The sequence below is a fragment of the Streptomyces sp. NPDC051051 genome (genome assembly GCF_040682975.1).
Lineage (GTDB): Bacteria > Actinomycetota > Actinomycetes > Streptomycetales > Streptomycetaceae > Streptomyces.
Map to the genome: position 1 here is coordinate 218604 of NZ_JBFBCB010000002.1, position 20750 is coordinate 239353.

14 protein-coding genes and 1 pseudogene are annotated in these 20750 nt (G+C 74.1%); 9 read left to right on the forward strand and 6 right to left on the reverse strand.

Annotated features, from left to right (window positions below):
* Positions 1 to 93 precede the first annotated feature (93 nt).
* Positions 94 to 1350 carry a YncE family protein gene (locus AB0N31_RS02620; protein ID WP_366056491.1) on the forward strand — a complete coding sequence of 419 codons (1257 nt, stop codon included), beginning with the start codon at positions 94 to 96 and terminating at the stop codon, positions 1348 to 1350.
* Between the two features lie 58 nt (positions 1351 to 1408).
* On the opposite strand, the gene AB0N31_RS02625 is transcribed toward AB0N31_RS02620, so the two are convergent.
* Positions 1409 to 3280 carry a cellulase family glycosylhydrolase gene (locus AB0N31_RS02625; protein ID WP_366056492.1) on the reverse strand — a complete coding sequence of 624 codons (1872 nt, stop codon included), beginning with the start codon at positions 3278 to 3280 and terminating at the stop codon, positions 1409 to 1411.
* 249 nt (positions 3281 to 3529) lie between these two features.
* Here AB0N31_RS02625 and AB0N31_RS02630 point away from each other — a divergent pair, with 249 nt between their 5' ends.
* Positions 3530 to 4639 carry an XdhC/CoxI family protein gene (locus AB0N31_RS02630; RefSeq protein ID WP_366056493.1) on the forward strand — a complete coding sequence of 370 codons (1110 nt, stop codon included), beginning with the start codon at positions 3530 to 3532 and terminating at the stop codon, positions 4637 to 4639.
* A gap of 9 nt (positions 4640 to 4648) precedes the next feature.
* Here AB0N31_RS02630 and AB0N31_RS02635 read toward each other — a convergent pair whose 3' ends face one another.
* From AB0N31_RS02635 to AB0N31_RS02650, 4 genes are all read right to left on the reverse strand, one after another.
* A complete protein-coding gene (locus AB0N31_RS02635) occupies positions 4649 to 5149 on the reverse strand; it encodes a metallophosphoesterase (protein WP_366056494.1) in 501 nt (166 codons plus the stop codon).
* 38 nt (positions 5150 to 5187) lie between these two features.
* On the reverse strand, positions 5188 to 5373 hold the full coding sequence (locus AB0N31_RS02640; RefSeq protein ID WP_366056495.1) for a hypothetical protein: 186 nt from the start codon (positions 5371 to 5373) through the stop codon (positions 5188 to 5190).
* Positions 5374 to 5401: 28 nt separating this feature from the next.
* Complete coding sequence (locus AB0N31_RS02645) at positions 5402 to 5773, reverse strand: DUF6479 family protein (protein ID WP_366056496.1); 372 nt, start codon at positions 5771 to 5773, stop codon at positions 5402 to 5404.
* A 73-nt stretch (positions 5774 to 5846) separates the two neighbouring features.
* A complete protein-coding gene (locus tag AB0N31_RS02650; RefSeq protein WP_366056497.1) occupies positions 5847 to 8294 on the reverse strand; it encodes a SpoIIE family protein phosphatase in 2448 nt (815 codons plus the stop codon).
* Between the two features lie 295 nt (positions 8295 to 8589).
* Between AB0N31_RS02650 and AB0N31_RS02655 the strand changes: the two genes are divergently transcribed.
* Positions 8590 to 10737, forward strand: a complete 2148-nt coding sequence (locus AB0N31_RS02655; protein ID WP_366056605.1) for a SpoIIE family protein phosphatase — start codon at positions 8590 to 8592, stop codon at positions 10735 to 10737.
* A gap of 183 nt (positions 10738 to 10920) precedes the next feature.
* On the opposite strand, the gene AB0N31_RS02660 is transcribed toward AB0N31_RS02655, so the two are convergent.
* Entirely contained in the window at positions 10921 to 12285 is a 1365-nt protein-coding gene (locus tag AB0N31_RS02660) for a S1 family peptidase (RefSeq protein ID WP_366056498.1), read from the reverse strand.
* Between the two features lie 189 nt (positions 12286 to 12474).
* On the opposite strand from AB0N31_RS02660, the pseudogene AB0N31_RS02665 reads away from it, so the two are divergent.
* The 6 genes and pseudogenes from AB0N31_RS02665 to AB0N31_RS02690 form a co-directional block, all read left to right on the forward strand.
* A pseudogene (locus AB0N31_RS02665) lies at positions 12475 to 12884 on the forward strand (PaaI family thioesterase); the annotation flags it as partial.
* A 457-nt stretch (positions 12885 to 13341) separates the two neighbouring features.
* Positions 13342 to 13557: a type A2 lantipeptide gene (locus AB0N31_RS02670; protein ID WP_366056499.1), complete on the forward strand. Its 216-nt coding sequence runs from the start codon at positions 13342 to 13344 to the stop codon at positions 13555 to 13557.
* Positions 13558 to 13682: 125 nt separating this feature from the next.
* A complete protein-coding gene (locus AB0N31_RS02675) occupies positions 13683 to 14489 on the forward strand; it encodes an HlyD family efflux transporter periplasmic adaptor subunit (protein WP_366056500.1) in 807 nt (268 codons plus the stop codon).
* Positions 14486 to 16705 (forward strand): NHLP family bacteriocin export ABC transporter peptidase/permease/ATPase subunit, encoded by a 2220-nt coding sequence (locus AB0N31_RS02680; RefSeq protein ID WP_366056501.1) that lies wholly within the window; start codon positions 14486 to 14488, stop codon positions 16703 to 16705. The genes AB0N31_RS02675 and AB0N31_RS02680 overlap by 4 nt, the downstream gene beginning before the upstream one ends.
* Position 16706: 1 nt before the next feature.
* Positions 16707 to 19559 carry an NHLP bacteriocin export ABC transporter permease/ATPase subunit gene (locus AB0N31_RS02685; RefSeq protein WP_366056502.1) on the forward strand — a complete coding sequence of 951 codons (2853 nt, stop codon included), beginning with the start codon at positions 16707 to 16709 and terminating at the stop codon, positions 19557 to 19559.
* A 115-nt stretch (positions 19560 to 19674) separates the two neighbouring features.
* Entirely contained in the window at positions 19675 to 20700 is a 1026-nt protein-coding gene (locus tag AB0N31_RS02690; RefSeq protein WP_366056504.1) for a Ppx/GppA family phosphatase, read from the forward strand.
* Positions 20701 to 20750: the final 50 nt, after the last annotated feature.

Here is a 20750-nt window from a genome sequence, read left to right on the forward strand (position 1 = left end):
CAGTAAGTCAACTTTGAACGCTCGCGTGTTCAGATTCGGGACCTCCCTGCACAGCTGCCCGCACGTGCCCCCACCCCAGAGGAGAGAGCAGTCATGGCTGCCTTCAGAACCAGGCACCTTTGCTCCGTAGCCGCCGCCCTCGTCCTGACCGCCACCGCCCCCACCGCCGTCGCCAACGCCGCGACCCCCGCCACCGACGCCGCCGCGCTGCGCCAGGTGCTGCTGGTCGCCAACAACTGGGACGGCACCGCGGACGTCATCAAGTCCACCGGGGACTACGCGAGGATCGGCCGGATCAACGTCGTTCCCGACAAGGACCAGCGGATGGCGGAGATCAACGCCGACCCGATCCGGTGGATCGCCTTCATGACGATCCGCAACAGCGTCGGCGAGGGTCACGACCAGTTCGTCGACGACATGTACTCCACGCCGGACGGCGCCTCCGTGGTGGTCTCCCGGCCCAGCTTCGCCGACGTCGTCTCGATCGACGTGGCGACGGGAGCCGTCAACTGGCGCTTCCCGGTGTCGGGTTACCGGGCCGACCACATGGCCGTCTCTCCCGACGGGAAGCGGGTCGCGGTCTCCGCCTCGACGTCGAACACCGTCCACGTGCTCGACATCGAGACCGGCAGGCAGCTCGGCTCGTACGCCACGGGCGACAAGCCGCACGAGAACGTCTTCACCCAGGACGGCAAGTACATCTGGACCATGTCGATCGGCGACGTGACCACCGCCCTCGACGCGCCGTGGCTGGACTGGACCAAGGGCGACCGGCGCATCACCGTCGTCGACGCGACGACGTACCGGCCGGTGAAGACGATCGACATGCGGCAGCGGCTGGACGCGATCGGCCTCTCGGACCACTCGGACGCCGTGCGCCCGGCCGCGTTCTCGCCGGACGAGTCGAAGCTGTACTTCCAGGTCTCGTTCTTCAACGGGTTCTTCGAGTACGACGTCGCCACGGACCGGATCACCCGGACCAAGACACTGCCGGAGAACCCCGCCACGAGCGACGACCGCACCACGTTCGTCAACGACTCCCGGCACCACGGGCTGTCGATGCGGCCGGACGGCAGCAAGCTGTGCGTGGCGGGCACGATGGACGACTACGCGACCGTCGTCGACCGCGCCACCCTCCAGGAGGGCCCGCTGGTCCCCGTCTCCAAGCCGTACTGGGCGACGGTCGGCGGCGACGGCAAGGACTGCGTCGTCTCCGAGAGCGGGGCCGACCAGGTCACGGCGATCGACTTCGCCACCGGCCGCAAGGTCGTCTCGGTGCCGGTGGGCGACCACCCGCAGCGGGTGCGGCTCGGCCGTGTCGCGGCCGACTGGACGTCTCCGGCGGGCTGAGCCGGGACGCCCGCCCGTGCGCCGGGGCCGGACGGGCCCGGGCGCACGGGCGGGCCCGTCACCCGCCGATCCGCTGCGCCGCCCACGCGGCCAGCTCACCGCGGGCCGCGGCCAGCAGGGCCGGGGCCGGGGCGGTGGCGCCGTTGGTCACCAGGGCGTAGTGCACGGTGCCCGAGTCGGTGTCGGTGAGCAGCAGTCGCCGGCTTCCGGTGCCGCCCGGCTCGGCGGCGACACCGACCGGGCCGGTGGCGGTGTACGCCGACGGGGCGTGGACGGTGCCGAGGTCGGAGACCACGGTCGTCGAGGCGGTCGGGAACGAGGCGGGCAGGTGCAGCTCGGTCGGCGCCGAGCCGCTGCCGGAGCGCCACACGAGCAGTCCGTACTGCCCGGAGCCCACGAGCTGCGCCACGCCGGGCAGCGAACTCGGCACCGGGTTCCAGGTGAGGGTGGTCGAGCCGTCGCGGGAGCGGTCCTCGTAGCTGAAGGCCAGGGTGGTGCCGGAGGTGGCGCTCGGGTAGATCCGGTCGAGCAGCCGCGCGTCCTGACGGAGAGTCACCTTTCCGCCGTCGTCGAGGCGTACGGCGGAGAGATCCTCGTCGTTCCAGGCGTCGCCGGTGGTGAGCACCTTGTCGGGGTTGCCGTTCATCAGCTCGTGGTGGCGGCCGTGATAAACGTCCCACTGCCACTGGCTGCCGGAGAGGACCGGTCCGGAGCCGGCCGGGTTCGTCCACCAGGCCGCGCCCTTCACCCGCGAGTCGAGGGCCTGGTACATGGCCTTGAGGACGGTGGGCGCCTTGTCGGAGACCGTGCCGGCGAGGGGGTGGCCGAACTCGCTGACCACGGCGGTCGTCCCGGCCGCCGCCGCCCGCTCGCGGACGGCGGCGAAGTCGGTGACGTACTGGCCGTCGGCCGCCTTGCCCCACATCAGGATCGCGGAGATGGCCTTCTGGTCGTAGAAGTGGGTGTTGAGGACGTAGCGGGGGCCGAGGGTGCCCGCGTCGAGGAGGCCGCCCTCCTGTTTCTGGGAGGCGATGTTGGCGTTCCAGAACATGTTCGGCTCGACGAGGGCGGGCTTGTCCTGCCAGCCGGCCGCGTCCATCCGGGCCCGGAACCTCACGTAGAAGGGCCACAGCAGATCGCGTTCCCAGGTGCGGCTGCTCTGGCCGGAGTCGTAGGTGCCGGCGTAGGGCTCGTTGTAGGGGTCGAAGCCGATGACACCGGCGAACTCCTCGGCGCTCAGGTGCTGCCGGACGTACGTCATGGTCTGCTGGGCGGTGGCGAGGAAGGCGTCCTGAAGGCCGTGGGCGTTGTGCCAGAAGTCGTGCTGGGCGGCCTTCACCGCGCCGTTCTGGGTGATGTTCTGGCCCCAGAACAGGCAGATCCCGCAGGACTCGTCGGGGTAGTCGCCGAGTTCCACCGCCCACCGGGGGGCGCCGTCGCCCGTGTACCAGCTGTCGGGGTCGAAGAGGTGGCGGGAGTGGAGGTCCTGGTGGAAGTCGGGGTAGACGCGGACGCCGGCGTCGAGGAAGGCGCGCAGCTGGTCGGTGGCGGCGGCCAGGTAGGCGGTGTCGACCTGGCCGCGCACCGGTTCGGCGTAGGCCCAGGAGAGCAGGAAGCGCACGGAGTTGCCGCCGCCGAGGGCGCGCAGGGCCGTCGCCGACTTCTTCGCGTCGGCGACGGAGGCGAAGGGCAGGCCCCCGTTCTCGGCGAGCTTGGTCTCGCCGGAGACGTTGTAGCCGCGCAGCACGACCTCGCGGCCGGTGCCGTCCACGAAGCGGCCGCCGGACACGGTGAGCGCGGTGCCGTCGAACGGGAGGGAGTCGGGGAGGGGGGCGGCGGTGGCGGCCGGGGTGCCCGCCACCGTCAGGAATCCGCAGAGTCCGCAGAGGACGACCAGAACAGCGAGCAGACGTGCCCGAATATTCGGCATGTCCACTACAGTCCGATCTTTCCCGGACAGCGTCAATAGCTTCTGACCCAGGAGTAAGTTGCCTGCGCGTCACCGTTGCTCGCGCCTCGACGGTGATGCCGCGCCGGCGTTCCGGTGCGAGGGTGTCGGTGTGGGCCGGCGGCGACGCCGCCGGGTTCGTCGGCGGTCCCGACGGCGTGCGGCAGCCGCTCGCCGGGGCGGGGCCGCGACCCCGCCCCGGCGGTGGCGTCGTCAGGTGAGGAGCGGAGCGTGCGTGAGATCCTCCCGGTGCTCGAGGACTGGTACGCGGCCGGTGAGCCGTTCGGGCTCGCCACCGTGGTCGCGGTCAGCCGCAGCGCGCCGCGCGACCCGGGCGCCGCCATGGCGGTCGGACCGGGCGACGAGGCCGTGGGCAGCGTGTCCGGCGGGTGTGTGGAGGGCGCGGTCTTCGAGCTGGCACGGGAGGTGGCGGCGAGCGGCGGGGCCAGGCTGGAGACCTTCGGCTACAGCGACGAGGACGCCTTCGCGGTCGGTCTGACCTGCGGCGGCGAGATCACCGTGCTGGTGCGGCCCGTCACGCGCGACCTCGACCCGTCGTTCGGGGCGGTCGCCGCGTCGGTCGCGGCGGGCGAGCCGGTGGCCGTCGCCACGGTGACGGACGGGCCCGCCCGGCGCGGGGCCACGCTCGCGGTGTGGCCGGACCGGACCTCCGGCACGCTGGGCACGAGCGGCCTGGACGCGGCGGTCGCCGCCGACGCGCGCGGTGAACTCGCCCTGGGCGCCACCGGCGTACGGCACTACGGGCCGCGCGGTCAGCGGCGCGAGGACGCCGTACCGGTGTTCCTGCACTCGTTCGCGCCGCCGCCGCGCATGCTGGTGTTCGGGGCGATCGACTACGCGGCGGCCGTCGCCCGGATCGGGGACTTCCTCGGCTACCGGGTCACGGTGTGCGACGCCCGGCCCGTCTTCGCCACCCCGCGCCGCTTCCCGGCGGGCGTCGAGGTCGTCGTGGCGTGGCCGCACCGCTATCTGCGCGGGACGGACACCGACGGGCGCACGGTGATCTGCGTGCTGACCCACGATCCCAAGTTCGACGTCCCGCTGCTGGAGGTCGCGCTGCGGCGGCCCGCCGCCTACGTCGGGGCGATGGGCAGCCGCCGTACCCACGACGAGCGCAGGGGCCGGCTCGTGGAGGCGGGGCTGACCGAGCGGGAGCTGTCCCGGCTGCGCTCGCCGGTGGGGCTCGACCTGGGGGCGCGTACGCCCGAGGAGGTGGCCGTGTCCGTGGCCGCCGAGATCGTCGCGCTGCGGTGGGGCGGCAGCGGGGTCCCGCTGACGGCGACGACGGGGGCGGTCCACCCGCCGCGCGCCGCGCGGTAGCCGCCCGCGTCAGCGGGGCGGCAGCCGGTGCAGGACGACGTCCGTCAGCCGCCCCGCGTCCACGGCGGCCGTCAGGTAGGTGCGGTGCGGCTGGCGCCGGCGGTCGGTCGGGGAACCCGGGTTGAGCAGCCGCAGCCCGCCGGGGGCGGTCGTGTCCCACGGGATGTGGCTGTGGCCGAAGACCAGGACGTCGGCGTCGGGGAAGCGGGCGGCGCAGCGGACCTCCCGGCCCTGCGCGGGGCCGGTCTCGTGGACCACCGCCAGGCGCAGCCCGCCGAGGTCGGCGTACGCGGTCTCGGGGAGGCGGGCACGCAGTTCGGGGCCGTCGTTGTTGCCGTACACGCCGATCAGCCGACGGGTGCGGCGCTCCAGCAGGTCCAGGGTGGCCGTGTCGACCCAGTCCCCGGCGTGTACGACGACGTCCGCCTCCCCGAGCGCGTCCAGCAGCGGCGCGGGAAGCACCTTGGCGCGCCGGGGGAGGTGGGTGTCGGACATCAGCAGCAGGCGCACGGCCGCAGCGTGGGGCGGCGGGTTCCCGCGGGGGCCTCTCAGTCCTCACCCCTGACGATGTTGCCCTCCGGGCCGCCGCGCGTCGCGGGCACGGCGCCGAGGGGTTCCACGGCCGGTATCCAGGTGCGGAGCCCGGCCTTGGCGCCGCGCAGCCGGCGGGCCGTGGCCCAGCCCGTCTCGGGCCCGTGGGCGGTGGGCCGGTCGGCCAGGGGTGAGGTCGTCACGGTCGTTCATCGCCTTTCTGCGTCACGGTCAGCGGGCACCGGGGCCGCCGCTGCCGAAGGAGCCGCCGGACCCCGAGTCCCAGCGGGGGCGGCTCTGGTCGTCGCTCTCGCGGCTGCCGGTGGGCCGCAGCTCGTGCGGGGTGAGGCGCTCGCCGTTCTGCGACCGCGGCATCTCGTTGGGCTCGCGCGCCCCGTGGCTCTCCCGCACCGGGCCCGACGCGGGCATCCGGGGCTGTTCCTCGGGACGCGGCGGGGCGGGCTCGCGGCTGCGGATCCTGGCGCCGAGCCGGAAGGCCCAGATCAGACCGCCGACGAGCGCGACGCCCACGACGACGAAGGCGACGGTGGCCAGAGCCGACTTTCCGGAGGCCGCCAGCACGGCGGTGGCAAGGGTGTTCATGGACGCCGGGTACCCTGCGCGCGCTCGGGAACACCCGGAGCACCGCCGGGACTCCCCGGCTCGTCCCTCCCGCTCATCCCTCCACCAGCAGCTCGCTCCACACCTGCTTGCCGCCGCTGACCGGCAGCGCTCCCCAGGTGTCGGACACGGCTTCCACGAGGAGGATGCCGCGGCCTCCGGTGGCCTCCCAGCCCAGGCTGGTCGGTTTGACGGGCGTGCGGGGCGAGGTGTCGGTGACGGAGATGCGCAGCCGGTGGCCGACGAGCACGAGGTCGAGGCGGACCGGGCCGTCGGTGTGCACGAGGGCGTTGGTGACGAGTTCGGAGACGACCAGCAGGGCCGCGTCCGTGGCGTCCGCCGGCACGCCCCAGGCGCGCAGGCTGCGCCGGGTGAAGCGACGGGCGTGCCGGGCGGCCTCGGGAACCCGCCACACCGTCCAGCCCTCGCGCAGGGGGCGTACGGCCATGCCGTCGTAGCGCATCAGGAGCAGGGCGACGTCGTCGTCGCGGTGGGCGTTGCCGAGCAGGGCGTCGGCGACGAGGCCCAGGTGGGCGGGGTCGGACACGGACAGTTCGTGCGCGAGGCGGTCCATGCCGGTGTCGATGTCCATGGCGGCGGACTCCACGAGCCCGTCCGTGGTCAGGGCGATCACGGTGCCGGGCACCAGCCGCAGCGGGGTCATCGGGAAGTCGGCCTGGGTGACGACGCCGAGCGGGGGGCCGCCGTCGGACTCGGCGATCTCCGTTGCGCCGTCCGGGTGGCGCAGCACGGGCGGCGGGTGCCCGGCGCGGACGCACCAGGCGGTGCCGGCCTCCAGGTCGACCTCGACGTAGCAGCAGGTGGCGAAGAGGTCCGTCTCCAGCTCCATCAGGAGCCGGTTGGCGTGCGAGACCACCACGTCCGGCGGGTGCCCCTCGGCCGCGTAGGCGCGCAGGGCGGTGCGCATCTGGCCCATGAGCGTGGCGGCACCGGTGCTGTGCCCCTGGACGTCGCCGATCACGAGGGCGACGTGATTGTCGGGCAGCGGGATCACGTCGTACCAGTCGCCGCCGACCTCCAGGCCGGCGGTGGCCGGCAGATAGCGGGCGACGGCGACCGCGCCGGGAAGTTTCGGCAGCCGGCGGGGCAGCAGCTGGCGCTGGAGCATACCGACGAGTTCGTGCTCGGCGTCGAAGGCGTGGGCGCGCATCAGGGCTTGGCCGACGAGTCCGGCGGAGGCGGTGAGCAGGGCGCGTTCGTCGGGCCCGAAGTCGTGCGGGGTGTCCCAGCCGATCAGGCAGGCACCGGCCATGCGGCCCCCGGCGGACAGCGGCAGGACGGCGAGGCCGCCGGGGCCGACGTCGGCGAGGGCCGGCTCCAGGGTGGTGCCGGCTGGCCAGATCCGGGCCCGCCCCTCGCGGAGGGCGGCGGCGAGGGTGGGCATGGTGCGCACGGGCGCGTCCGGCCACTCGGTGCGCCACTCCAGCCGCCACAGTTCGGGCCAGGACTCGGGTTCGGGAGGGTCGAGGACGGTCACCACGAGGCGGTCGTTCTCGAGTTCGGCCAGCGCGATCCGGTCGGCCCGCAGCGGGAGCCGCAGCGCGGACACGACGGCCTGGCTGACGTCACGGACCGTGCCCGCGGTGGCGAGGGCGGCGGCCAGGCGTTGCACGCGGGCCACGTCGGTGACGCCGGAGCGCACGGTGGAGACGTCGGCGACGGTCCCGGCGAGCCGGGCCGGGTGCCCCTCGCCGCCGGGCAGGAGACGGCCGCGCAGCCGCAGCCAGCGGGGCGGGCCGCCGTCGGCCCGCAGCACCCGGAACTCCAGCTCGCGTTCGCCGATGGACATGTGGTCGGCCTCGACCACGGACATCAGCGCGGGCAGGTCGTCCGGGACGGTGTGGCCGAGCAGGGTCTCGACCCGGCCGTCGAAGTCGTGCCGGTGCAGGCCGAACAGGTCCAGGATCTCGTCGCCGACCTCGACCCGGCCGGTGTCCATGGCGAGGCTGAAGGAGTTGGCGCGCAGCTCCTCGACCTCGTCGGGCTCGCCGGGCACGGGCAGGGAGACGGCCTCGGCGACGAGTTCCAGACAGGCGCGGTCGCCGGTGTCGAAGCCGCGGGGATGCTCGCTGACGGCGATCAGGCAGCCGCCGTCGCCGCCGCGCACGGGCAGGGCGGCGAGGTGGACGTCCCCGGCGGGCATCCGGCGCGAGTCCGGGCCGTCGGCGAGCTGCTCGGGGCCCAGCCACAGGGGAACCCCGGTGCGGTGGGCGTCGGCAGCCGGGGACCGTCCGTCGAGGGGGTAGCTCTCCCGCAGCCCGTACAGGGTCCTGGGGGCGCCGGCCGACTCGATCAGACAGAGCAGGTCGCCGTTCTCGCCGGGCGTGTAGACGGCGGCCAGGCTCGCGCTCGAGAAGACCAGGGCCTGTTCGAGGACGCGCCGCATCCGCTCCGGCGAGGCGGGGCCGCCCGTGACCGTCTTCAGGGCAACTTCGACACGCAGGGCTCTCGCCTTGCGCTCCGCAGCACCCTGACTGACCACGACCGTAATTACAGCGCTTATGGGACGTTCCCGCAGCCCTTGTGACAGCGCGGTGAGGTCGCCGGGGCGGAGTGACGGGGACCCGGGCGGGCGTGCGGGCGTACGGGCGGCCCGGCCGCTCGCCCGTCACCGCCCCTCCGCGCGCGGCCCCGCGGCCCGGAGCGGGCCGGGTCCGTCGGACGTCGTGCCGGTCCACGGCGCACGGCCGCCGGTCCGTCCACGCCGCTCTCGCCGTGCGCCCGCGGTCGGCAGGGGGCAGATTGGGTTGCCCGGGATCGTACGGCCGGGCGAGGAGGTGGGCGCCGTGTCCGAGGGACAGCGGTCCGGCCGGGCGCCCGGGGATCCGGTCGGACGGGCGGTCCTGTCGCCGGCACTGACGGCGATGATGGACGCCGTCGGGGCCCACTCCGGTGCGGTCTACCTGCTGCCGGACGACGAGCCGGTGCTGGAGATGGCGGTGATGGCGGGGCTGCCCCGGTCGTTCGCGGCGCCCTGGGAGCGGATGGGACTCGGTGCGCGGATCCCGGTGGCCCGCGCGGTGCGGGAGCGGCGGCTGGTGTGGGTGGGCGGCGAGGAGGAGATGGCCCGCTCCTATCCGCGGGTCGCCATGGTCCTGCCGTACCCGTTCGCGATGGCCGCGCTGCCGCTGGCCACCGGTTCGAAGGTGTACGGCGGGATCTTCGTGACCTGGCCCGCCTCGCACCCCCCGGAGCTGTCCGACCGGGAGCGGCGCGAGCTGCGGACGGGCTGCGAACGGCTGGCGCTGCGGCTGGAGCGGGCCGCCGCCGAGAACCGTCCGGTACGCGCCGAGGCCGTTCCGTCGGCCGCGGGGCACGCGGGGGTCTCGGACGCGCCGGGCATGATGGAGGCGGCGCTGCTGGTGGCCCGGCTGCCGTACGGGCTCTGCTCGCTGGATCCGACCGGGCGGGTGAGGTTCGCCAACCCGGCCGCGGCCGATCTGCTCGGCGTCCCGGTGGACGAACTGCTGGGCGCCCCGCTGTGGGCGTCGGTGCCGTGGCTGGCCGATCCGATGTACGAGGAGCGCTACCGGGCCGCGTCGATCAGCGGGCACGTCACCTCCTTCGTGGCACTGCGCCCGCCCTCGGACTGGCTGTCCTTCCGGCTGTACCCCGACACCACGGGGATCACCGTGCGGGTGGTCCGGGCACGGACGGTGTCGATGAAGCCCCCGCCCGGGACCGGGTACGGCGACGACGCCCCGCCCCCGCTGGTGTCGATGTCGCAGGCCCTGAGCCTGGCCGGGGCGCTGACCGAGACGGTGAGCGTGCAGGACGTGGTGCGGCTGGTGGCCGAGGAGATCGCGCCGGCCGTGGGCAGCGGGGCCCTGGCGCTGCTCGGCGCGCGGGCGGGCCGGCTGCACGTCCTCGGGCACCACGGCTACCGGGACCCGCACGTGGTGGAGCGGTTCGACGGGATGCCGCTGGCCTCCCCCACCCCCGGCACGCACGCGGTCACCCACGGAGCGCCCGCGTTCTACGGCTCCCCCGACCAGCTGGAGCACCTCTATCCCGCGCGGCACTTCACCTCCGACGGCTTCGCCGCGTGGGCCTATCTGCCGCTGATCGCCTCGGGCCGCCCGGTGGGGGTGTGCGTACTGGCCTACGCCGAACCGCACGACTTCTCCACGCACGAACGCGCGGTCCTGACCAGCCTGGCCGGGCTGGTCGCGCAGGCCCTGGACCGGGCCCTGCTGTACGACGCCAAGCACCGGCTCGCGCACGGCCTCCAGGCGGCCCTGCTCCCGCACTCGCTGCCGTCCCTGCCCGGCATCGAGGCGAGCGCCCGCTACCTGCCGGCCTCCCACGGGATGGAGATCGGCGGCGACTTCTACGACCTGGTGCCCTCGCGGCCGCTGCCGGCGGCCGTGATCGGGGACGTGCAGGGGCACAACGTGACGGCGGCGGGTCTGATGGGGCAGCTCCGCACGGCCGTACGGGCGTACACGACCGTGGGCCAGGAGCCGGCCGAGGTGATGCGCAGCACCAACCGGCTGATGATCGACCTGGGCACGGACCTGTTCGCGAGCTGTCTGTACCTGCGGCTCGACCCGACGCACGGCCGGGCGGTGATGGCGCGGGCCGGGCATCCGCCGCCCCTGCTGCGGCGGCCGGACGGGCGGGTGCGGGTTCTCGACCTGGCGGGCGGGCCGCTGCTGGGCATCGACCCGGAGGCGACGTACCCGACCACGGAGATCGAGCTGACGCCCGGCTGCGTGCTCGCCCTCTACACCGACGGGCTGATCGAGTCGCCGGGAGCGGACATCGAGGACGCGGTGGCCGACCTGGGGCGGCGGCTGGGCGAGGCCGGCGATCTGCCGCTGGAGGAGCTGGCCGACGAGCTGGTGGGACACGACACGGCGGAGGAGCGGATCGACGACGTGGCGCTGCTGTTGCTGCGCGTGACGGTCCGGGACGATGGTTGACGGGCCGTCAGGATGGTTTTCGCGGCGGCCGGGCCGTGATCGACGGACCGTCAGGGGGTTTTCGCGACGGGAGACGCCACGGTCCGACCCTCGGGAGGGAGGGTCGGACCGTGGCACCGGCCGGACCGGTGGGAGCGTCCGGCGGGTGGTGCCGGGCGAGCGGTGCAGCGGTGCGTCAGTGGGTCAGTGGGTCTCGGTCAGCCCGGAGTCGTCCTGGGCGCCACTGTCGTGGCCCTCGGCACCGGCCCCGGCATCGGCACCGGCGTCACCGCCGGCCTCCTGGCCGCCCGCTTCCTGGCCGCCCGCTTCCTGACCGGCCTCCTCGCCGGCACCGGCACCCACGCCCGCGTCGGCCCCGTCACCGGCGCCCGCGCCGGCCTCCTCGCCGCCGACGCCGTCATCGGCACCGACCCCCGCGTCGGCCCCGCCGTCGCCGAGGGTCGCGCCGACCGCTTCCAGGGCGGTGGTCACCGGCTGGAAGAAGGTCTCGCCGCCGGCCGTGCAGTCGCCGCTGCCGCCGGAGGTCAGGCCGATCGCGAGGCCGTCCTGGGTGAACAGCGAGCCGCCGCTGTCGCCGGGCTCGGCGCACACGTCGGTCTGGATGAGGCCCGTGACGGTGCCCTCGGGGTAGTTGACGGTGGCGTCGAGGCCGAGGACCTGTCCGTCGGCGAGACCGGTGGTGCTGCCCATCCGGAAGACCTGGGTGCCGACGGTCGCGTCGGCGGCCCCCGAGATCTGGACGGTCCGGTCGCCGAGGTTGACCTCGCTCGGGGCTACCGTGGCCGGGTCGTCGTACTTCACGAGTGCGAAGTCGCCGTCGCCGGGGAAGACGGCCTGGTCGACGGTGGCGATGGGCTCACCGGCCGCGGAGTCGGACCAGGCCTCGGCCGCGACCCCGCAGTGACCGGCCGTCAGGAAGGCCGGGGAGCCGTCTCCCGCGGTGACGTTGAAGCCGAGCGAGCAGCGCGCGCCGCCGGCGAAGATGGCGTCGCCGCCCGAGGCGAAGGTCTTGAAGGTGCCGGCCGACTTCTTGATGGTGGCCGTTCCGTCGCCGAGGCCGCGGACGGTCGACTCCAGCCGGTCCCACTTGCCGCCGGTGACCGTGGAGTCGGCGGTGACGAGGATCTTGTTGGTGCGCGGGTCGACCGCCCAGGCGGTGCCCGGGATGGTCGCGTCGGCCTTGAGGGTCTTGGCGGCGGCCTCGAGTTCGGCGGTGCTGTTCTCGACCTCGCGTATCTCCGCGCCGGCCTTCTCGGCCTGGACGATGACGTCGTTCCGGTCGCCGGAGACGTCGACGACGTTCACGACGAGCTGCTTGCGGCCGGTGTCGTAGTACGAGCCCGCGAAGGCTTCGCCGAGCAGGTTCCGCAGCTGGGAGGCGAGGTCCGAGGCGTCCGCCGCCTTCAGGGTCTTCGGCGCCGCGGCGGCCGTGTCGCCGCCGTCCTGGGAGGCGTTGGCGTGCGGAAGCAGGAGTGCCGCCGCTCCGAGCGCCGCGACACCGCCCAGCGCTATCGCGGCCTTGCGCTTCGGAATTCGCTTGTGACTCAAGAAACTCGACCTCCTGGGGGGACGGGGTCCGGCTGCCGGGGGCGGCAGCTCCGTACAGCGGCGCCTGGTTGCCGATGGGTACGCAGGGGGCGCGCGGTGTGTTCAACGCCGTTTGCCAACTTCCTTTGCGAACCCGTGAATCGGCCATGACCGGAGTCCGGGACCGCCGGCCGGGGAACAATCGCCCATATGGCGATGACGGCCGTCGAAGCCGACAGGATCCTTTCCGACCGCTTCGCGCCCCGGGTGCGCGCGCCGGGGCCGTCCGTGACGGCGCTGGGGGACGGCCGGGCGACCCTGCGTCCGCCCTGGTCGGCGGAGTCGGCCCGGGAGGGCGGCGGGCTGTCGGGGCAGGCGCCGATGGCGGCCGCGGACACCGCGACGGTGATCGCCGTCTCGGCCGCCCGGGGGCCTTCGTGCCGATGACGACGGTGCGGCGGTCGACGTCCTTCCAGCGCGCGGTGGCCGGTTCGGACGTCCTGATCCATGCGGTCCTCACGAAGCCGGGTCACCGGACGGCGTTCGCGGACGTCGCCATGACGGCCGAGCGGTCCGGTGAGCCGGCCGCGCGGGCGAGCACCGTCCACGCCCTCCCCGGAGTGACACCGACGGTGACCGGACACCGACGGATCGTGCCGATCCGGAAGCGGAATCCCCGCTTCGGAGAATCTGCACACCGCTTGCCCAAGCGGGTCACGGGACGCGGAGCTTCTGCACAATCGCACGGGCCCCGCCGTGCCATTGGGACGGGTGTGCCGGATTCGCCGCGAAAGCGTGCGCCACGCGTCGGAGCGATCCCGGCCGGGGCTGTGAAGAAGTCGCCGACAAGGCGTGGCCACACCTGCACGCTGTGACGCCGCTGTGCCGCAAGTGCCCTGGTGAGGGCACTGGTTGATTGGATGCGCCGACGGCGGACCTGCTTTGATCCATCGCACCGCCGGGTCCGCCGGGGTCTGTGCGAACGGGCCTCCGGCGCCCGCGGTCGCGGCCGTCGTCTGTCCCCCAGAGAGGGCCGCTCCCCCCTTGTGAGACATCCATATGAAGGGAAGTTCCCCCATGAACTCCACCCCCCAGGTCCAGACCGCCGAGATCACCGACGCCGACCTCGACAACGTCTCCGGCGGCCTGTCCGTGAACGCCATCGGCACCGTCACCGGCCTGGTGGACGGCGTCGCCCCCGTCTCGGGCCTGGTCGACACCGTCGTCGGCACCGTGGAGGGCACGACCGGCCTGAGCACCGCCCCGGTCACCAACCTGGTCGCCGGTCTCTGATCGCAGCCTCGTGCCCCCTTGAGTCCCGGAGCCGTCACCCGGTTCCGGGACTCTTCGGTGCCGTACCACCCCGAGTCGGTGCCGTGCCCGCCGAGTCGGTGCCGTGAAACCCCGAGGGAAGACCCGTGCAGTTCCGCCAACAGGCCCTCACCAAGCTCCAGTCGCCGGAGGAACTCGACCTGCCGGTGCGCTTCGCCCGCCCCCAGGGGTGGCTGGTGCTGTCCGTGACCGTGGCCGTCATGGCCGCCGCGTCCGTGTGGGCGGTGACCGGTTCGGTCGCCTCCACCGTGAGCGCGCCCGCCGTCCTCACCCACGGCGAGGGCAGCTACGTCCTCCAGAGCCCCGCCGCCGGCCAGGTCACCGCGGTCCTCGCGAAGGAGGGAGAGCGGCTTCCCGCCGGCTCCCCCGTGCTGAAGGTGCGGACGGCCGACGGCGAGACCGTGGTGCGCACGGTCGCCGCGGGGCGGATCACCGCCCTCGCCGCCGCCCTCGGGCAGATCGTCGCGACCGGCGCGGACGTCGCCGCCGTGGAGAAGGTCGCGGACGCCGACGCCCCGCTGTACGCCACGGTGTACGTCCCGGCGGAGAACGCGGGCTCCGTCCCCGCGGACGCGGCCGTCGACCTGACCGTGCAGACCGTGCCGTCCCAGCGGTACGGCGTGCTGCGCGGCCATGTGAAGTCGGTGGACCGGGCGGCACAGTCGGCGCGGCGGATCGCCTCCTTCCTCGGCGACGGCCAACTGGGCGAGCAGTTCACGAAGGAGGGCCGCCCGGTGGCGGTCCTGGTCCGTCTCGACGCGTCCTCCGCGACGACGAGCGGCTACCGGTGGTCGTCCGCGGACGGGCCGCCGTACGCGCTCACCTCCATGACCCTGGCCACGGCGTCGATCCGGCTGGCCGACCAGCGCCCCCTCGATTGGCTGCTCCCATGACCGCGACCGGCACCCGCGGCAGACGGCGGGCCGCGTCGCCCCGGCGTTCGCTCCCCACGAGCCGGACGAGGACCGTCCGCACGCCCACCGTGCTCCAGATGGAGGCCGTGGAGTGCGGTGCCGCCTCCCTCGCCATGGTCCTCGGCCACTACGGCCGGCACGTCCCGCTGGAGGAGCTGCGCATCACGTGCGGGGTGTCGCGGGACGGCTCACGCGCGAGCAACCTGCTGAAGGCGGCCCGGAGTTACGGCCTCACCGCCAAGGGCATGCAGATGGACCTGGCGGCTCTCGCCGAGGTACGGGCGCCCGCGATCCTCTTCTGGGAGTTCAACCACTACGTCGTCTTCGAGGGCCTGGGCCGCCGCTTCGGCCGCCGGGGGGCCTTCGTCAACGACCCCGGCAAAGGCCGCCGGTTCGTGCCGATGGAGGACTTCGACGGCAGCTTCACCGGTGTGGTCCTGGTGCTGGAGCCCGGCGGGGGCTTCGAGCGCGGCGGGCGCAGACCGGGAGTGCTGGGCGCGATGCCGGCCCGGCTGCGCGGCACCGCGGGCACCCTGCCGGCCGCCGTGCTGGCGAGCCTGCTGCTGGTCGTCGTGGGCGCGGCCGTCCCGGCGTTGAGCCGGACCTGGATCGACATGTTCCTGATCGGTGGTCAGACCTCGCTGCTGGAGGTGCTGTTCGCGTCCATGGGCGTGTGCGTGCTGCTCACCCTCGCGCTGACCTGGCTCCAGCAGGCCAACCTGCACCACGGCCGGATCGTCTCCTCGACCCTGTCCAGTGCCCGTTTCCTGCGCCATCTGCTGAGGCTGCCGGTCACCTTCTTCTCCCAGCGCAGCCCGGCCGACCTGGTGCAGCGCCTCCAGTCGAACGACGCGGTGGCCGAGACCCTGGCCCGCGACCTCGCGTCGGCGGGCGTGGACGCGGTGGTCGTCGTCCTGTACGCGGTCCTCCTCTACACCTACGACCCGCAACTGACGTTCGTCGGCGTCGGCGTGGCCCTGCTGAACCTGGTCGCCATGCGGGTGGTGATCCGGCTCCGCGCGACCCGTACGGCGAAGCTGCGCGCGGACAACGCGCGACTGACCAACACGGCTTACACCGGGCTCCAGTTGATCGAGACCATGAAGGCGACCGGCGGTGAGGACGGCTACTTCCGCAAGTGGGCCGGGCAGCACGCCACCACGCTGGAGGAGCAGCAGCGGCTCGGCGTGCCGAGCGCCTGGCTGGGCATGGTCGCGCCGACCCTCGCGACCGTCAACAGCGCGCTGATCCTGTGGATCGGCGGGATGCGGGCCATCGAGGGCGCCGTCTCGGTGGGCCTGCTGGTCGCCTTCCAGTCTCTGGTCGCCCGCTTCACCGCTCCCCTGACCCGGCTCAACGGCGTCGCGGGACGCATCCAGGACTTCGCGGCGGACGTGGCCCGGCTGAAGGACGTGGAGGACTTCCGGGCCGACCCGCTCTACGACCGCCGCTCCGGCGGCGACTCCACCCGCCGGCTGCACGGCCACGTCGAGCTGGAGAACGTCGGCTTCGGCTACAGCCCGCTGGACGAGCCGCTGCTGACCGGCTTCGACCTGAGTGTCGGGCCGGGGCAGCAGGTGGCGCTCGTGGGCGGCTCGGGCAGCGGCAAGTCGACGGTGTCCCGGCTGATCTCGGGGCTGTACGCGCCCTGGGAGGGCGTGATCCGCATCGACGGACAGCGCCTGGAGGACATCCCGCGCGGGGCGCTCGCCGCCTCGGTCTCCTTCGTCGACCAGGAGGTGTTCCTCTTCGAGGGCACGGTCCGCGACAACGTGGCGCTGTGGGACCCCTCGATCCCCGACGACGCGGTGGTGGAGGCGCTGCGGGACGCCGCCCTGTACGACGTCGTCGTGCGGCGGCCCGGCGGCATCCACGGCCGGGTCGAGCAGGACGGCCGCAACTTCTCCGGCGGGCAGCGCCAACGCCTGGAGATCGCACGGGCGTTGGTGCGCCGGCCCAGCATCCTGGTGCTGGACGAGGTGACCAGCGCGCTGGACGCGGAGACCGAGCAGATCGTCATGGACAACCTGCGCCGGCGCGGCTGCGCCTGCGTGGTGATCGCCCACCGGCTCAGCACGGTCCGCGACAGCGACGAGATCGTCGTCCTCGCACACGGCACGGTCGTGGAGCGCGGACGGCACGAGGACCTCCTCGCGCGCGGCGGGGCGTACGCGGCACTGGTCAGGGAGCGATGAGATGACGGCCGTACCCGAAGGCGATGTCGTCCTGTCGGCGTTGGGGCGGACGGGCACGCGGGTGGACTGCGCCGGGACCGGCCGGCTCGACCTGGAGGGTCCGCAGGTGCTGTGGCTGGTCGCCGGCGGCGCGCTGGACCTGTTCGCGGTGGACGCCGGCCAGCAGGGCCACTGGCACCACCTGGGCCGCCTGGAGGCGGGCGCACTGCTGCTCGGCCCGGTCGCCGGCCCCCGGCACACCCTGGTGGCCCGCCCGCTGCGCGACTGCGTGGTCCACCGGATCGCCCTGCGCGAGCTGTACCAGCCCGCGAGCACCCGGACCTGGTCCTGTGACGACTACGGCAACCCCTCGCACGTACCACCCGCGTCGAGCCCGCTGGAGTACGCCCTCGCCCTCGGCGTCGGCCGCGGACTGGCCGTCCTCTTCCAGGCGCCCATGGCCGCCGAGCGGCCCGCGGAGGACGGGGGAACCGCGGCGCGGGCGCGTGCGGGCGCGCGGGACGACGACGACGTGTTCTGGATGCAGGTGCCGCCCGGCAGCGTCCGGTACGGCTCGCTGTACGGGGCGGAGGCCTCCGCCGACCTGCTGATGGACCCGGCCCTGTGGCGGTCCGCGGTCGACCAGCAGTACCGCCTGTTGACCGCCCTGGACCGCTGGATCGAGCAACTGGAGCACACCCACGAGACCCGCACGGCCGCCGGCATCAAGGCCGGTGAGGCGGTGCGCGCGCAGGCCGACCGGACCCTGCTGGCGTCGATCGGCGGGAAGGCGGGGCCGCGCGTGACGGCCGCCGACGCGGACGCCACGTTCGCCGCCTGCGAGCTGGTCGCGCGGGCGGCCGGCATCGCCCTGGTGGAGCCCGCCCGGACGGGCGCCGGCGACGACCGTCTCGACCCGGTCGAGCGGATCGCGCTGGCCTCCCGCGTACGCACCCGCGCCGTACGGCTGGACCGCCGCTGGTGGCGCGACGACGTCGGCCCGCTGGTCGGCCACCGGGCGCTGTCGGGGGCGCCGGTCGCCCTGCTGTGGCGGCGCGGCGGCTACGTCGCCGTCCACCCCGCGACCGGCCGCGAGACACCGGTGGAGAAGGCCAACGCGGCCGAGTTCGCACCGCGGGCCGTCATGTTCTACCGCCCGCTGCCCGAGCGGCGGCTCGGTCCGCTGGGACTGCTGCGGTTCAGCATCCGGGGCACCGGCCGCGACCTGACGAACCTGCTGCTCAGCGGACTCGTCACGGTGGCGGTCGGCGCGCTGGTGCCCATCGCCACCGGCAAGGTGCTCGGCGAGTACGTGCCGAGGGCCCAGCAGGGGCCGATCCACCAGGCGTGCCTCGCCGTACTGGTCGGCGGCGTGGTCGCGGCGGTGTTCATGCTGCTGCAGAACATGACGATCCTGCGGCTGGAGGGCCGCATCGAGGCCACGCTCCAGCCGGCCGTGTGGGACCGGCTGCTGCGGCTGCCGACGAGGTTCTTCGCCGAACGCTCCACGGGTGAGCTGGCCAGCGCGGCCATGGGCGTCAGCGCGATCCGCCGGCTGCTGGCGGGCCTCGGCCCGTCGGTCGTCCAGTCCGTCACCGTCGGCGCCGTGAACCTGGGCCTGCTGCTCTGGTACAGCGTCCCGCTGGCACTGGCCGCGATCGGCATGCTCAGCGTCGTCGCCGCCGTGTTCCTGGGACTCGGACTGTGGCAGGTGCGCTGGCAGCGCAGGCTGGTCACGCTCTCCAACAAGCTGAACAACCAGGCGTTCCAGACCCTGCGGGGCCTGCCGAAGCTGCGGATCGCGGCCGCCGAGAACTACGCCTACGCCGCCTGGGCCGGCCGGTTCGCCCGCAGCCGCGAACTCCAGCAGCGGCTCGGCCGGATCAAGAACCTCAGCACGGTGCTCGGCGCGGTCCACCTGCCGCTGTGCTCGCTGCTGATGTTCATGCTGCTGGCCGGTCCGGCGCGCGGCGCGCTGTCGGCGGCGGACTTCCTCACCTTCAACACGTCGATGACGATGCTCCTCACCTCGGTGACCTCGCTGACCGGCGCGTTCGTGTCGGCGGTGGCCGCGCTGCCGCTGTTCGAGGAGATCCGGCCGGTGCTGGAGGCCACCCCTGAGGTGCGGGCTACCGGCGCCCGGCCGGGTCCGCTGTCCGGCGCGGTGGAGGCCCGCCGGTTGTCGTTCCGCTACTCCGACGACGGCCCCCTGGTCCTGGACGACGTGTCCTTCGAGGTGCGGCCGGGCGAGTTCGTGGCGATCGTCGGCCCCAGCGGCTGCGGCAAATCCACCCTGCTGCGCCTGCTCATCGGCTTCGACCGCCCGGTCTCGGGCAGCGTGCTGTACGACGGGCAGGACCTGGCGGCCCTCGACCAGTCGGCCGTGCGCCGGCAGTGCGGGGTGGTGCTCCAGCACGCCCAGCCGTTCACCGGCTCGATCCTGGACGTCATCTGCGGCACCGGGTCGTACACGCCCGAGGAGGCGATGGCGGCGGCCGGGATGGCGGGGCTCGCGGAGGACATCGAGCGGATGCCGATGGGGCTGCACACGATCGTCTCGGGCAGCGGCTCGGTCTCGGGCGGTCAGCGCCAGCGGCTGATGATCGCCCAGGCGCTGATCCGGCGGCCGCGGATCCTCTTCCTCGACGAGGCGACCAGCGCCCTGGACAACGAGACCCAGCGCACGGTCATCGACAGCACCCGCAAGCTCGACGCCACCCGCGTCGTCATCGCCCACCGTCTGTCGACGGTGCTGGACGCCGACCGGATCGTGGTCATGGAGGACGGCAAGGTCGTCGAGGAGGGGCCGCCGTCCCGGCTGCTCGCGGACACCGGCGGCCGACTGCGCGAACTGGTGCGGCGGCAGCTGGCCTGAGGCGGCGGCACCCGCCGCCGGGCCGCCCCGTCCCCGGCGCCCGCGGCGTCCGTGTGAGGAAGTCGGCAGCCGCGGCGCGACGTAGGGGGCGGCCCCGCCGGGTACTCGCCCGGCCATGAGAATCAGCGTGCTGGACGTGGGATCCACCACCGTGCGGCTGGTGGTGGCGGACGCGCAGGACGGCGTACCGCTGCCGGTGCACACGGCGAAGTGGCGGCTGCGGCTGTCCGAAAGGGTCAAGCCGGGCGAACCCATACCCGACGAGGCGATCGAGTACCTGGTCGACGCGGTCGCCGCCGCGAACCGTACGGCGGCCCACTGGGGCGCGACGAGCCCCCTGGCCTTCGCGACGGCCATGGTGCGCAACGCCCCGAACCGGCGGGAGGTGCTGCGCGCGGTCACCGCGCGCAGCGGTGTCCCGCTGTGCACCCTGCCGGGCGAGGTGGAGGCCGAGCTGACGTTCCTCGGGGCGCGGCGCTGGATGGGCTGGCGGGCGGGGCCGCTCGCGCTGATGGACATCGGCGGCGGCTCCTTCGAGGTGGCGTTCGGGCGGGGCCGGCTGCCGGACTTCGTGGCGTCGCTGCCGCTGGGGGCCGGACGGCTGACCCACGAGTTCTTCGCGGACGAGGACCCGCCGCCCCCGCACCGGGTGCGCGAGCTGCGCCGCAAGGTCCGCCACCAGCTGCGGGACGTGGCCGCCCGGATCCGCTGGGAGGGACCGCGCACCGCGGTGGTCACCTCCCGTACGTTCCAGCAGCTGGCCCGGTTGTGCGGGGCGCCGCCCGGCCGCCACGGCCCGTTCGTCGCCCGCACGCTGAACTCCGCCGATCTGGGCGAGGCGGTGACCCGGCTGGCGCGGCTGCCGGTCGCGGCCCGTGCCGAGCTGCCCGGCATCTCCGCGCCGCGCGCCGCGCAGAGCCTGGCCGGGGCGGTCGTCGGGCACACGGCGATGAAGCTGATCGGCCTCAGGACGGTCACCGTCTGCCCGTGGGCGATCCGCGAGGGCGTCCTGCTGCGGCACATCGAGGACGGCCCGACCTGGTGGACGGAGGTGATCCGGCTCTCGGAGGAGTCGGCGCCCGCGGAGCCGGTGCCCGCGGAGCCGGTGCCCTTGCGGGTCGCGTCCGCCGCCGCGAACTGAACGAAACCGGCCGGGCACCGTGCGGAAGCACGCAACCCGGCATCGAGAGG

What these genes read in the sequence shown, in the direction of transcription:
- AB0N31_RS02620 (WP_366056491.1), top strand. Translation starts at nt 94, where the DNA reads ATGGCTGCCTTCAGAACCAGGCACCTTTGCTCCGTAGCCGCCGCCCTC.
- AB0N31_RS02625 (WP_366056492.1), bottom strand. Translation starts at nt 3,280, where the DNA reads ATGCCGAATATTCGGGCACGTCTGCTCGCTGTTCTGGTCGTCCTCTGC.
- AB0N31_RS02645 (WP_366056496.1), bottom strand. Translation starts at nt 5,773, where the DNA reads ATGAACACCCTTGCCACCGCCGTGCTGGCGGCCTCCGGAAAGTCGGCT.
- AB0N31_RS02670 (WP_366056499.1), top strand. Translation starts at nt 13,342, where the DNA reads ATGAACTCCACCCCCCAGGTCCAGACCGCCGAGATCACCGACGCCGAC.
- AB0N31_RS02680 (WP_366056501.1), top strand. Translation starts at nt 14,486, where the DNA reads ATGACCGCGACCGGCACCCGCGGCAGACGGCGGGCCGCGTCGCCCCGG.
- AB0N31_RS02685 (WP_366056502.1), top strand. Translation starts at nt 16,707, where the DNA reads ATGACGGCCGTACCCGAAGGCGATGTCGTCCTGTCGGCGTTGGGGCGG.
- AB0N31_RS02690 (WP_366056504.1), top strand. Translation starts at nt 19,675, where the DNA reads ATGAGAATCAGCGTGCTGGACGTGGGATCCACCACCGTGCGGCTGGTG.